The sequence below is a fragment of the Corynebacterium sp. ACRPQ genome (genome assembly GCF_022347225.1).
GTDB lineage: Bacteria > Actinomycetota > Actinomycetes > Mycobacteriales > Mycobacteriaceae > Corynebacterium > Corynebacterium tuberculostearicum_D.
In genome coordinates, this window is record NZ_JAKRNF010000009.1 from 1 (window position 1) to 12,817 (window position 12,817).

General features: G+C 58.5%; 14 protein-coding genes, 1 tRNA gene and 1 pseudogene. 5 read left to right on the forward strand and 11 right to left on the reverse strand.

The genetic code is table 11. The features are described from left to right. The 8 genes and pseudogenes from MHY24_RS06625 to MHY24_RS06660 all read right to left on the reverse strand — a co-directional run. Window positions 1–536 (reverse strand): annotated as a pseudogene (locus tag MHY24_RS06625) (IS30 family transposase); the annotation flags it as partial. 179 nt (window positions 537–715) lie between these two features. Next, window positions 716–2,275, reverse strand: a complete 1,560-nt coding sequence (gene aspA / locus MHY24_RS06630) for an aspartate ammonia-lyase (protein ID WP_005324790.1) — start codon at window positions 2,273–2,275, stop codon at window positions 716–718. A gap of 110 nt (window positions 2,276–2,385) precedes the next feature. Next, window positions 2,386–3,231 (reverse strand): ATP phosphoribosyltransferase, encoded by an 846-nt coding sequence (gene hisG / locus MHY24_RS06635; RefSeq protein ID WP_239228787.1) that lies wholly within the window; start codon window positions 3,229–3,231, stop codon window positions 2,386–2,388. Between the two features lie 28 nt (window positions 3,232–3,259). Next, window positions 3,260–3,523, reverse strand: a complete 264-nt coding sequence (locus MHY24_RS06640; RefSeq protein ID WP_239228788.1) for a phosphoribosyl-ATP diphosphatase — start codon at window positions 3,521–3,523, stop codon at window positions 3,260–3,262. 53 nt (window positions 3,524–3,576) lie between these two features. Continuing rightward, window positions 3,577–4,299 (reverse strand): HAD family hydrolase, encoded by a 723-nt coding sequence (locus MHY24_RS06645; RefSeq protein WP_367398053.1) that lies wholly within the window; start codon window positions 4,297–4,299, stop codon window positions 3,577–3,579. 127 nt (window positions 4,300–4,426) lie between these two features. Further along, window positions 4,427–4,810: a hypothetical protein gene (locus MHY24_RS06650; RefSeq protein WP_005324796.1), complete on the reverse strand. Its 384-nt coding sequence runs from the start codon at window positions 4,808–4,810 to the stop codon at window positions 4,427–4,429. A 24-nt stretch (window positions 4,811–4,834) separates the two neighbouring features. Then, window positions 4,835–6,073: a cysteine--1-D-myo-inosityl 2-amino-2-deoxy-alpha-D-glucopyranoside ligase gene (gene mshC, locus MHY24_RS06655; RefSeq protein ID WP_239228789.1), complete on the reverse strand. Its 1,239-nt coding sequence runs from the start codon at window positions 6,071–6,073 to the stop codon at window positions 4,835–4,837. 25 nt (window positions 6,074–6,098) lie between these two features. Continuing rightward, on the reverse strand, window positions 6,099–6,953 hold the full coding sequence (locus tag MHY24_RS06660; RefSeq protein ID WP_239228790.1) for an undecaprenyl-diphosphate phosphatase: 855 nt from the start codon (window positions 6,951–6,953) through the stop codon (window positions 6,099–6,101). Between the two features lie 66 nt (window positions 6,954–7,019). On the opposite strand from MHY24_RS06660, the gene MHY24_RS06665 reads away from it, so the two are divergent. Both MHY24_RS06665 and MHY24_RS06670 read left to right on the forward strand, forming a co-directional pair. Next, window positions 7,020–8,066 (forward strand): hypothetical protein, encoded by a 1,047-nt coding sequence (locus MHY24_RS06665; protein ID WP_239228791.1) that lies wholly within the window; start codon window positions 7,020–7,022, stop codon window positions 8,064–8,066. A gap of 4 nt (window positions 8,067–8,070) precedes the next feature. After that, the gene (locus tag MHY24_RS06670) at window positions 8,071–9,186 is read left to right on the forward strand and encodes a quinone-dependent dihydroorotate dehydrogenase (protein ID WP_239228792.1); all 1,116 of its coding nucleotides are present in this window, start codon (window positions 8,071–8,073) and stop codon (window positions 9,184–9,186) included. A 90-nt stretch (window positions 9,187–9,276) separates the two neighbouring features. Here MHY24_RS06670 and MHY24_RS06675 read toward each other — a convergent pair whose 3' ends face one another. Then, on the reverse strand, window positions 9,277–9,603 hold the full coding sequence (locus tag MHY24_RS06675; protein WP_239228793.1) for a hypothetical protein: 327 nt from the start codon (window positions 9,601–9,603) through the stop codon (window positions 9,277–9,279). Between the two features lie 65 nt (window positions 9,604–9,668). Beyond that, window positions 9,669–10,208, reverse strand: a complete 540-nt coding sequence (locus MHY24_RS06680; protein WP_239228794.1) for a YbhB/YbcL family Raf kinase inhibitor-like protein — start codon at window positions 10,206–10,208, stop codon at window positions 9,669–9,671. Window positions 10,209–10,435: 227 nt separating this feature from the next. On the opposite strand from MHY24_RS06680, the gene MHY24_RS06685 reads away from it, so the two are divergent. From MHY24_RS06685 to MHY24_RS06695, 3 genes are all read left to right on the forward strand, one after another. Then, window positions 10,436–10,524, forward strand: a tRNA-Leu gene (locus MHY24_RS06685). Window positions 10,525–10,599: 75 nt separating this feature from the next. Then, window positions 10,600–11,316 carry a TVP38/TMEM64 family protein gene (locus tag MHY24_RS06690; RefSeq protein ID WP_239228795.1) on the forward strand — a complete coding sequence of 239 codons (717 nt, stop codon included), beginning with the start codon at window positions 10,600–10,602 and terminating at the stop codon, window positions 11,314–11,316. A gap of 54 nt (window positions 11,317–11,370) precedes the next feature. Then, the gene (locus MHY24_RS06695) at window positions 11,371–11,949 is read left to right on the forward strand and encodes a MarR family transcriptional regulator (protein WP_239228796.1); all 579 of its coding nucleotides are present in this window, start codon (window positions 11,371–11,373) and stop codon (window positions 11,947–11,949) included. On the opposite strand, the gene MHY24_RS06700 is transcribed toward MHY24_RS06695, so the two are convergent. Further along, window positions 11,946–12,785 carry a DUF3097 domain-containing protein gene (locus MHY24_RS06700; RefSeq protein WP_239228797.1) on the reverse strand — a complete coding sequence of 280 codons (840 nt, stop codon included), beginning with the start codon at window positions 12,783–12,785 and terminating at the stop codon, window positions 11,946–11,948. The two genes, MHY24_RS06695 and MHY24_RS06700, sit on opposite strands and share 4 nt — an antisense overlap. Between the last annotated feature and the right edge of the window lie 32 nt (window positions 12,786–12,817).

A 12,817-nucleotide genomic window follows, 5' to 3' on the forward strand; every position in this document is an offset into this window, starting at 1 on the left:
ATAAGTCTGTTATACGTGCTGGCGTCTTCGCCGACGGGTATGAACTCTTCTCGTCGACCCTGGGATTTGGTGAGTCCTTTTTCGAAATCTAAACGCAGTCGACGATCAATTCCTACTGCCGCGCCAGCATCACCACCAGGCAGGCTCGCCAGCCGAAGGCGCAGATATTCCACTCTTAACTGCGTCTGGCGGACTTTCCGAGCATACTGACTCAACCGGATATGGCACCCAGCTTCCGTAGCTACGGCATAAGCCGCAGAAAGATGCATCCCACATCTTTTAGCAGCTTGGCGTACCGACAGTCCGCTTCGGACTAGCTCTACAAGCTGGAAAGCCTGGCTACCGCGGCGATCAACTCGTTTGGCTTTAAACACGACTGGCAATCCAAAGGCATGACAAAAATTCAAAGCATGCCCGTAATGACAACCAAGCTCACCAGCCGCCGAACGGACACTACGCCCACTGCCAACCAAGGCAACTAAGCCACGACGATCCGATTCAGACAACGAATGAAACGGGCCAATAATCTCAGACACAACAACACCCTCCTAAGGGAAAGTGTTGCAACGACCCTCTGAACTCAAGCCGATTCCAAACACGCAAAAGACCCCCGCAGCCTTCGCCAGTTTTCCTTGTACGCCAAGAGAAAATGGCAGAGACCATGGGGGCTTCTATGTGGGGCGCTATGCCCTACTGCTTCTCAAAAGCCGCGACTTTAGTCCTCGTCGATGAAGAGCTGACCGCGGAACTCTGGGTGCATGAGGTTTTCAACGGACAGGACCTTGTTCAAGGTTGCTTCATCCAGCAGGCCCTTCTCCAGGACGAGTTCCTTGACGCCCTTGCCGGTCTCCAGGGACTCCTTGGCAATCAGGTCACCGTTGTGGTGGCCGATGAACGGGTTGAGGTAGGTGACGATACCGATGGAGTTTTCCACGTAGGCACGGCAGACATCCGGGTTGGCGGTGATTCCGGTGACGCACTTTTCGCGCAGGGCATCGACGGCGTTACCCATGATGCGAATGGACTGGAACAGTGCCTCGCCGATGACCGGCTCCATGACGTTGAGCTGCAGCTGACCAGCCTCAGCGGCCATGGTGACGACGTGGTCATTGCCGAAGATCTTGAAGCAGGTCTGGTTCACAACCTCCGGGATAACTGGGTTAACCTTACCCGGCATGATGGAGGAGCCGGCCTGACGGGCAGGCAGGTTGATTTCAGCCAGGCCAGCGCGTGGGCCGGAAGACAGCAGGCGCAGGTCATTACAGATCTTGGCGAGCTTCATCGCGGCGCGCTTGATGGTGGCGTGCAGCAGCACGTATGCACCACAGTCAGAGGTTGCCTCAATGAGATCGCGGGCGGTCTTCATTTCCAGGCCGGTGACCTCAGACAGAGCTGCGGTGACCTGGTGGCGGTAGCCGGCCGGGGTGTTCACGCCGGTGCCGATTGCGGTTGCGCCCAAGTTGATCTCGAGTAGGCGGCGCTGGGCATCGCGCAGCAATGCCTGCTCCTCGTTCAGGTTATTGGCAAAGCCCTTGAACTCATCGCCCAAGGTCATCGGAACCGCATCCTGAAGCTGAGTACGACCCATCTTCAGGATGTCCTGGAACTCATTGCCCTTGACCTGGAATGCGGCACGCAGACCATCCATGCGCTCAATGAGGTGATCAACTGCTGCGTGCAGACCCAAACGGAAGCCGGTCGGGTAAGCATCGTTGGTGGACTGGGACATGTTCACATCATCATTCGGGTTGATGATGTCATAGGAGCCCTTCTCCTCACCGAGGTACTCCAGCGCGAGGTTGGCAACAACCTCGTTGGTGTTCATGTTCAGCGAAGTACCAGCACCACCCTGGAAAACGTCCAGAGGGAACTGATCCATGCAGCGGCCCTCTTCCAGAATCTGGTCGCAGGCCCAGATGATGGCTTCAGCCTTCTTCTTGGGCAGTACGTGGAGGCGGCGGTTTGCCATGGCGGCCGCCTTCTTGACCTGGACCATGCCGCGAATGAAGTGCGGGATGGTGTTGATGGTCACATAAGAAATCTGGAAGTTCTCCATGGCGCGTACGGTGTGCACACCGTAGTAAGCGTCAGCGGGTACCTCCAAAGAGCCAAGAAGGTCGGTCTCGGTACGAGTCTTCTTGCTGGAGTTCTTAGGTGCCTTTTGTTCGGCCACCTTCTGCTGTGCTGCGTGAGTGGAAGTGTCAGCTTCCTTCTTCTTCACGTCCTTTGCTGCAGACTTGGTGTCCTTTTCTTCTTTCTTAGAGGACTTTGCCATGATGGCTCGGCTCCTTTGCCTGTCGAGACTTATATTCGAATGAGTAACCTCAAGCGCTAATGTTAGCCACGACTGAATCTATTTGGGCCGACCCAGAGAAATTGATCCCCCTAAAAGCGGGCGATGCGTAAATCGGAAGCCAAAATCGCTTCCGCACCGAGTTGGGAAAGTCCGTCCATAACTTGGTTTGCTTGCTTCTTCGGAACCATCGCTCGCACTGCCACCCAATTCTCCCGCGTCAACGGCGACACCGTAGGACCGGTTAATCCTGGAGTAATACCAGCGGCTGCGTCGAGGTTGGATTGAGCAATGTTGTAGTCGATCATTAGATATGTGCGAGCGTGCAGAATTCCCTGAATGCGGTCGAGCACTACCTGCTCTTCCTCGGTGACCTCTACCCCCGTGCGCTTAATGACTACCGCCTCGGATTCAATGATTGGCTCCCCGAACGGCGCTAGGCCTTGTTGGCGCAAAGTAGTACCAGTTGACACGACATCAGCAATAACATCGGCAACCCCTAGACGAATGGAGATCTCTACGGCGCCGTCCAATCGAATAACATCGGCCTCAATCCCATGTGTGGCGAGGTTTGCGCGGACAAGATTGGGGTACGACGTCGCGATCCGCCGCCCGGCCAGTTGAGAGATATCCCACTCCTCCCCCTGCGGGGCTGCGTACCGGAACGTGGAGCCACCGAAGCCTAAAGGCAGCACTTCATCAAAGCTCGCTTTAGAGTCAAGTGCCAAGTCTCGGCCCGTAATGCCTAGGTCTAAGACCCCGCGGGCGACATAGATGGCGATATCTTTCGGCCGCAGGAAAAAGAACTCGACCCCGTTATCGGAATCCACTACGTTGAGCGTCTTGGAATGTCCGCGACCCTTGTAACCGGCCTCTGTAAGGATCTCCACGGCAGCTTCTGACAACGAGCCCTTATTGGGTACAGCTATCTTGATCATGCGGATCCTTCCATCCTGTGGGGGTTACCTAGAAGTACTTATAAAGGCCTTCAGGGGTAAGCCCGCGTTTGAGCATCATGACCTGGGTCCAATAAAGCAGCTGGGACATTTCTTCTGCCAGCTCATCGTCGGACTGATATTCGGCGGCGATCCATACTTCCCCGGCTTCTTCGATGATCTTTTTACCGATGAAATGCTCGCCTTTATCTAGCGCGGCAACGGTGCCAGAACCAGCTGGACGCTGGTCGGCCTTCTCGGCTAATTCGGCAAAAAGAGTCTCAAAGTTCTTCACGCCTACCTATTGTTCCACAGGTAGTTAAAGAATGTAGGGGGAACTCTAAATTTCTACTGCCCCGCCGAAATCTTAGCGAACCACTCATATACGTCGGTGGCCTTAGCCCCAGCGAGATGCCGCGAATCGCGGAGGCGAGAAATTTCGGTGACCTCTGGCGGTATCTCAACCTGGTTATCTTCTGGCAGTCCGATCACCGCACAGCCGGCATCAACTGCGGCGCGCATGCCGGTTGCGGAATCTTCGAAAACTAAGCACTCCGCGGGATCTGCTCCAATGCGGCGGGCAGCCTCGCGGTACATATCCGGCGCTGGTTTGCCGGCAGGAACCTCATCCCCGCAGATAGTATCGACGAAATAGTCCCGCCCCAACGCAGTGATGGCAGCGTCAGCGACATTGCGCTCGGTATTGGTCGTGACCATCATGGGCACCCCATCGGCTTTCAGTTCCTGAAGCAGTGCGGGGATTCCCGGGAAGATCTCCAGCTGACGAGCAAAAAGGCCTTTGACATAGTCAAACATTCGGGCGCGGTAACGCTCGCTGTCACCAGGTTGCAGCGTCACCCCCGCATTATCCGCACAGATTGCCAAGGTGGTATCAAAGGTCGCGCCCACAGTAGCCAGGCGTTGGGAGGGAGTGAGCCGTTTGCCCAGCAGTTCTGAAAGATAAAATGTGGCCTCCGCCCAGAGGGGCTCCGAATTGGTGAGGGTGCCATCCATATCCCAAAAGATGGCGGCGGGCTTAGTCAGGCTGGAGGCGGCGGTGGAGTGCGGCACGAGAATAAAGCTAGCTTTCTCTATCAGGAAGGAAATAGTGTCGCCGTCTACAGTGCAAGCACACGGCGCTAAGTGCCAGCCGCGTAGTTAGCGCGAGCTGGCACTTACTAAGGCGGAAGGGGCAGAACTAAAAGTCCAGTTCCGGAATCTGCGACAGGGCTTCGTCGTCTGCTCCGGTGGCCGCACTGGCGTTATAGATAAGCTCAGAGAGCTCTTCCTTCTCCTCTGGCTCGAGAACGGCATCGTGCTGAGCGCGATTAAAATCTGCCAACTTACGAACGGTCTTGGACAAGACGGTGACCAGCTGTGGTCCGTCAGGATCGTCCGGAAGTGCATCCAGCCCATCGAGCATCTGCTCAAGGTGGCCGCGCAGCTCTGGGAGGACGTTGGCGTCAAACGGTGCCTCCCAAAACTCCTTTTCCTCTTCCTTGAGGTAATCGCCGGTGGCGAAGGACTTCAGGTCACTAATGAACTCATCTACGGTGGGCTGGAAATCGGCGCGAATGCTCATGCTGTAGATACTGCCCTATCTTGCCTAAGCCTGCACGCCGAGGAGCGAATTTAGTGCGGTGCGAACCAAATCGGCCGCGCCGTCCTCGTCCGTGCCACGGTCGGCCTCCGCCCACTCATCCACGGCAGCGAGCGCGGCCGGGGTATCAAGGTCGTTCGCGATTGCGGCACGCAGCTTGGCGACGACCTCTTCGGCCCCTGCCATGCTTCCCGGGTGCTCAAGAGCCTCCCGCCATGCGGCGAGGCGGCGCTTAGCGCCGTCGAGCACCTCGTCGGACCAGTCGCGCTCGTCGCGGTAATGGCCTGAGAAGACGCCCAAGCGGATAGCGGAGGGATCCTCACCCGCTCCGACGAGCTTGTGGACGAAGACGAGGTTACCCAAGGACTTAGACATCTTGACCCCGTCGAGGCCAATCATGCCGGTATGCACGTAGAACTGTGCCATGCGATCAACGTTGAGGGCGGCCTCGGCGTGGGCAGCGGAAAACTCATGGTGTGGGAACTTCAGGTCGCTGCCGCCACCCTGGATATCAAAGGAAGAACCCAAGCGGTTGGTAGCGATGGCGGAACATTCAATATGCCAGCCTGGGCGGCCAGGCCCAAAGGGCGACTCCCAGGCTGGTTCGCCCTCGCGGTGGGCTCGCCAGATGAGTGCGTCGAGCGGATTCTTTTTCCCTGGGCGATCGGGATCGCCGCCGCGCTCGGCAAAGAAGGTGCGCATCTCTTCGACAGAGTAATTGGACTCATAACCAAAGTGCTCGGTGGCTTCGATGGAGGCATAGATATCTGGGTGCTCGGGGTCGTCTACGACGTAGGCCGCTCCGGCGTCGAGAAGCTTCTGTACCATTTCCACGATTTCATCGACGGCTTCCATAGCGCCGATATAGTCCTGCGGCGGGAAAACGGAGAGTAGCTCCATATCGGAGCGGAAGAGGTCAATTTGAGAAGTGCCGAGCTCGCGCCAATCTACACCGTCGCGTTCGGCACGTTCGAATAGCGGATCATCGACGTCGGTGATGTTTTGGACGTAGTGAACCTTCTTCCCGGCATCCAGGAACGCACGGTAGATGAGGTCAAAGGTCAGGTAGGTGGCGGCATGGCCCAAGTGGGTGGAGTCATAGGGCGTGATGCCACACACGTACATGGTGGCGGTATCCCCTGCGACCTCTACGGGAGCGATGGTTTGGTTCGCAGAATCGTACAAGCGCAGCTGTGCCGCATCACCCGGCACAGGACGGAAGGAAGGTGTTGGCCAAGAATGCATAGCCACCATACTAACGCGGCGTGCCTTAGAGCGGCTGCAGGACTCCCAATGCCAAGAGGATCATGACGAGCACGCCGACCGGGATGCGGTAAGCGGCAAACCAAGAGAAGGAGTGGTTGCCCACAAACTTCAGCAGCCACGCAATGGAGGCGTAGCCCAGTAGAAAGGCGATGCCGGTGCCAACGAGAAGCTGCAGACCGGAGGCGGACTGGCCGGATTCGGGAGAAAAGGCGTCGGGAAGCGAGAAAAGCCCCGAAGCCAGCACGGCTGGAATGGCGAGCAAGAAGCTAAAGCGAGTAGCCACCTCGCGGTCCAGTCCCAGGAATAGACCACCGGAAATGGTGCCGCCGGAGCGGGAGACACCCGGGATGAGCGCCAAGCATTGGCACAGGCCCATAATAATGGCGTCTTTCATGGTCAACTGGTCAAAACTGCGTTCCTTCTTACCCAGTTTTTCTGCGGCGATGAAGACGAAGGAAAAAAGGATGAGCATTGCGGCGGTAATCCACAGGTTGCGCAGGGCGCCGCGAATCGCATCCTCGAATGCGTAGCCGATGATGCCGATGGGAATGGAACCCACGATGACCATCCACCCCATGCGCCAGTCCTGGCCACGAGAGGCCTTATCGGCCCAGCCGCGGAACCAGCCGGAGAGAATCTGCCAAATCATTGGGGCGAAATAGACCAGCACAGCCAACTCCGTTCCCAGCTGGATAACTGCGGTGAAGGACGCGCCGGCGTCGTTGCCCCAAAAAAGCTCGGAAACAATGCGCAGGTGACCGGAGGAACTTACCGGAAGAAACTCGGTAAGCCCCTGCACGATGGACAAAACAATGACCTGCGCCCAAGAAACAGCGTCAGTTGCGGTATTAGAAATCACCCGCTTCACACTACAGCCGCGCTGGGCTTCGAGTTTTTACAACGCGCGCTGTTAGGATTAGTAGCCGTGAAATCTCAACCTGGCTCCGCACTTATCCTTTCCAGTTTGCTGGCGCTGAGCGCCACCGCGTTGGCCGCCTGCCAGCCCGACGTGGGCGTGGGCGCCGATCCAGAGACCGCGGTCAAGGGCAATGCCACCCCAGCGGCCTCCCCGGTTAAGGCGGATCCGGAAGGCACCGTGGTCGACCTTAAGGCAGACATCACTGACCTTGCCGCCTTTGATGACTCGCTGGCAGTGCGCACCAAGGACGAGCTTCTCATCGGAAGCCAGAAGGATTTTGAAGGGGAGAAGGCTACCTCGCTAAACATTTCTGCAGAGTGTGGTGACCTTAGCTCTTCGGAGTCGGGCTTCGTCCTCGCCTGCCCGGATAAGGTTCTCCTCATCGATCCTGCATCCCCGGATTCTCCCCAGGAGGTCCACATGGAGGAGGACTCCCCCGTTACCGCCGCCACCCAGCTATCCAGCGGCGAGATCTTTGCCACCTCGGCCGATTCCACCACGGTAGGCATCTATAAGGACGGAAAGCGCGACGGTGATATCGAGGTGGAAGCCGGCTCGGACCAGCTATTGGCCGTGCCCAATTCCTCAGGCGATGACGGAGTGGTACGCATCCACCGAGAGGATTCCACCATCCAAAACGTGGACTGGACGAATGATCGCGCGGGCGGCCGACTGCGCGTTGGCCAGGGAGTCGGCAGCATCGCGGTGGGCGATAACGGCGTGGTCCTCGCCTCCGATACCGAGGGCGGCCGCTTGGCCATCTACACCTCTGATGACGTCGTCCGCCTGCATCAATACGGCAACGTAGAGGGCGCCCCATGGGGCGTAGCCTGGGACAATAAGCGCAATCTAGCGTGGGTGAGCGCCACCGATACCAATAAGGCTTATGCCTATAAAATTGGCAAAGGCGTACCAGAGCTGCGCGCAGATCTCTCGACCGTGCCGGATGCGCAGAATATTGCCCTGCTTGGCGACGGCACCTTTGTCGCCGCCTCCGCCACCGGCCACGGGCTGCAGTTCGTGGACACCCCGCACCTGAAAAAGGAGTCTTAACACCATGACCAGCACTATTGACCAATTGCGCGCGCAGGCTTACCAGCTTGCCTTGCGGGGCATGTTCACACTGAGCCCGGAGCGCATCCACGAGATTATCAACACTGCGCTCAGCGGACTCCAAGCCGCCGGGCCAGCCAACCGGGCCCTGGCAAAGATCCTGCCGGTCAACGATCCAGTGCTGCGCCAAGAGGTCTTCGGAGTAGAATTCCCCCGCCCGTTGGGACTTGCCGCCGGGTTTGATAAAAACGCCGCGGCCGCTGATACGTGGGCTCCCATTGGCTTTGGCTTTGCAGAGTTGGGCACCGTCACCGCCCAAGCACAGCCCGGCAATCCTGCTCCGCGGCTCTTCCGCCTGAAGGCCGATAAGGCCATCTTGAACCGGATGGGCTTTAACAATAAAGGTGCGGCAGCCGCCGCGGAAAACCTGCGCAAGCGTCGCTACAGCGATGTCATTGGCATCAATATTGGCAAAACCAAAGTCACCCCTGCCGAGCATGCAGTGGAAGACTACCGCCGCTCCGCGTCGGTGTTGGGCGATTTGGCAGAGTTCTTGGTGGTCAACGTTTCCTCGCCGAACACCCCGGGCCTGCGCGACCTGCAAGCAGTGGAATCACTGCGCCCTATTCTCTCCGCCGTGCAAGAATGCACCGCGGTTCCGGTGCTGGTGAAAATTGCCCCAGATCTTTCCGATGCCGACGTTGACGCCGTGGCAGACCTAGCCCTCGAACTAGGCCTCGACGGAATCGTAGCGACAAATACCACCATTTCCCGCGAGGGGCTCAAGACCTCAGCCGCCGAGGTAAAGGAGATGGGTGCCGGTGGCGTATCTGGACCTCCGGTAGCTGAGCGCTCCCTAGAGGTACTGCGCCGCCTTAATGAGCGAGTCGGCGGCCAGCTCACCCTCATCTCCGTGGGCGGCATCTCCACGCCAGAACAGGCATGGGAGCGCATCACTTCCGGTGCTTCCCTGCTGCAAGGCTACACAGGTCTCATCTACGGCGGTCCGGACTGGATCCGCGATATCCACCGCGGCATTGCCGCTCAAATCCGTGCCCACGGTTTGAGCAATATTTCCCAGGCCGTAGGGTCCGGCCTCCCCTGGAAGCCCTTGGATTAGTCCAGACCAAGGTTGCACAACACAAGGTCCGCCTACTTCTCCTGCTGCACGCAGAGGAAGTAGGCGGACCCTTTGTCTTTGCGGTGCTGACTAGGTCTGCGCCATAGCGCTGCGCTTGAGAACCAGTGCGCACAACACCGCGAAGCCGGCGTAGAACACGACCCAAAACTGTGGTTGAGTGAATAGGATATCGCCGGGCACAAAGCGGCTTGCTGCAATGATCACAATGGCGATCACCAATGCTGCAACTTGCGCGCGGCTTCCCGCCTGACTTTTGCTCATGGTGCTAAAGGCCCCGACGATGACCGCGGCGACAATAATCGCCACTTTGGAATACGTCCATTCGAAATCGGCGCCCCACCCATCCGTGAAAACGGAGATTAACGCAAAGAGCACCAGCACGAATGCGACCACCATGAAAGCGCCGCCCACCCGCAGCGCCGTCGGCGGACTAGGCTGCGATGAAGTAGAGCTACTCGCCATTACTTTGCCTCGTACCAGCCCCACAAAATGGCGCGGCCAAGAGCGTGGAAATGCAGGTTGAACCCAAGCACGGTCGGCGAAGCATCTGGGTCGATGTCGAGCTTTTCTACGTCGACTGCATGGACGGCATAGAGGTAGCGGTGCGGGGCGTGTCCGGCAGGCGGGTTAGCGCCGAAGTAGGTGCGCTCGCCCGAGTCGTTGCGCAAGCTGATGACGCCATCGATACCCAAGTCCTCGGCGGCACCGGCATTGGTAGGCAGCTCGCTTACCTCGACGGGGATATTGAACGCTGCCCAGTGCCAGAAACCAGAAGCCGTTGGCGCATCTGGGTCGAAACAGGTCACGGCCAGGGACTTAGTGCCTTCCGGCAGTCCGGACCACGCAAGCTGAGGCGATACGCTCTCTGGGGCGCGGACCTTTTCCTGCAGCTCGTCTCCTTCCACCACATCGGTGGACGAGAGAACGAAGGAAGGGACATCGCGCAGCGGTGCGTAAGGATCTGGACCAGGAAAGCGGGAATCATCTGCGTAAGAAGTCATAGACCCATTTGTACCCCACCTCACAAGCCGCTGTCGATGTGGTGTACCCGCCGCGCCCTGCATATTACTTGCCGCACACGCGGAAAGCCCCCAACCAGACTTACAACCATGTATTTCCACACGCCGCCAACGGTAGCTTTTTCACGCCACACGCAGGCGATTTGTAAAGCAAGCCTCGAGCAGGATACAGTATCGGAGTGCCCAGCCGAGAGGCTGATAAACACCCTGCCCGGGTGGCGGAATGGCAGACGCGCTAGCTTGAGGTGCTAGTGTCCTATTAACGGACGTGGGGGTTCAAGTCCCCCCTCGGGCACCACGGACCGGCGGTTACCACTGAGGTAGCCGCCGGATTTTTCTATTCAGTACCCCCACAAGGACTACGATCTCCCCCATGACCACAGTTTTGAGTTGGGCGCGCAGCTTCGGCCATTTCCTCATGTCGCTCGCCCGATCCGCTTGGCGGTCAATTCTCCAGTGGTCGATGCCGCGTTGGATCACCGTCCTCGCCGCCATCGTCGTCGGCGCCACCCTCCTTTATTTCTTCGATCTGCCGGACGTGTCCCAGCTTCGCGACGCCTCCACCCGCTATGGCGCGTGGTTTCCCCTCCTTTTCACCCTAGGTTATGTCATATTTACGCAGCTTCCCTTTCCACGGACCTTCTGGACGGTAGCCGCAGGAATACTTTTTGGCCCATGGAAGGGCCTCGCCCTCTCCTTGTGCGCCTTGACGGTGTCAGCGGCCCTGTCGCTCCTCATCGTCCGCACGCTCCTTGGAGACTGGATCCGCCCGCACCTAACCCACCCCGCAGTGTTTAAAATCAATGCCCACTTAGAGCGGCGCGGCTGGCTGGCCATCGCTTCGCTGCGAATGGTGGCCGGCGTCCCCTTCAGTCTCTTGAATTATGTTGCCGCACTAACACCCGTGAAGCTTAGCCATTTCACCGTGGCCACTCTCCTCGGTTCCATCCCGACTACTGCCCTCGGCGTCTTCTTCGGCGATGCCCTCACAGGCCACTCCTCGCCCGGCATCATTATCGCCATGGTGGCTTTTGCCACCATCGGTATGGGCGGGCTGTATATGGATTCACGTCTACCCACTCGCCCATAAGTCAAGTACGAGCGGTAGACTATTTCGCAATTGGTTCCTTAAGGAGGATTTTCTGTGCTTGCTGTCCACGCTCGCTACCGGGGCCGCTCCGTGCGTCGCGCAGAGTTGGTCCAACGCTCTGCAACGGCGCTATCCACCCTCAATGGTGTGGGCGAGTTCCACGTGCTCGGCGTGGAAGATATTTGCGCCGTAGTAGATTCAGCAACTGCCGTGTGCGACGTGGTCATGGCTTTGCTTGCCGACGGCGACTGGGCCATCGGCATCGGCATTAGCCCCGGCAACCAAGAAGATGAGGAAGGCGCGCGCCAGATAGCAACCGCCGCATTGCGGAAGTCCGCCCGCATGGGGCAGGTCTACGCCAAACTCAATAAACGCGGCCGCGCCTCGGAGGCGAGTGATATCGCGGCCACCTTTGCCCTGCTTGGGTACGTCCTCCACAAGCGCACCATCGAAGGGCGCGAAGCAACCTCGCTCGTCCGCGCAGGACTCAACCAGAATGAGGCCGCCGAAGAGCTAGGAATTTCCAAGCAGGCCATGTCACAACGCCTCCAAGCGGCCGGCTGGAGCGCCGAGATGGCGGGGTGGCAGTTGGCCGTCAACCTCATTGAACGCGCCAACCTTGCCCATCCCTAGAGCAAGTCAGATTTACTCAGCTCAGGTGTAGTAACGAAGTCCACGAGGCGCTCCACGGCGCCGATCAGGCTGGAGTCTAGGTCGCGGAAAGAATGCACGGCGTTATAGACATGACGCCACCCATCCTTCGGGTCGCTCCACCCTACGCGGCGGCAAATACCAGTTTTCCAATCCTCGCCGTAGGGCACATCTGGCCATTCGCGCAGTCCTACGCGCTGCGGCTTTACCGCCGCCCAGATATCGATGAAGGGGTGTCCAGTTACCAGGACATGCTCTCCCACGGTTTCCGTTAATCGGGTTTCCTTAGAGCCTTGAACCAAGTGATCCGCCAATACGCCGACCCTGCGGCCCGGCCCTGGCTGAAACTCTGCGAGGCGCGCCTTTAAGTTGTCCAAGCCCTCGAGGTATTCGACGACCACGCCTTCCACACGCAGGTCGTGACCCCACACTTTTTCCACAATGGCGGCATCATGCACGCCTTCTACCCAAATTCGCGACGGCGCGGCGACCTTAGCCTCCACGTTTTCTACGCGGCGGGAGCCGGAGTTAGACTTACGGGGAGCCTGCTTTTCGACGTACCGGGTAAGCGTCACTGGCTTGCCTTCCACTAGGAACCCGCCTTTGACAAGGTTAAAGACCCGTTCTACGCCGTGGCGATCCTCAAGGCGTACCACCTCACCGAAAACGGTTTTGTCCACGCCCATAACAGCCCCCACAAAGTCATCGCCGCGCACTTCCACTACCATTCCGCGCTCGGCTGGTACTTCCGGGTACTGGCGCGGCTTCGACCGCGAGTGGCCAGCAAAAATATCTCCGCCATAAGGATCAAAACTCATGGCCCGTTAGTCTATCTACTAGACTGGCTCGC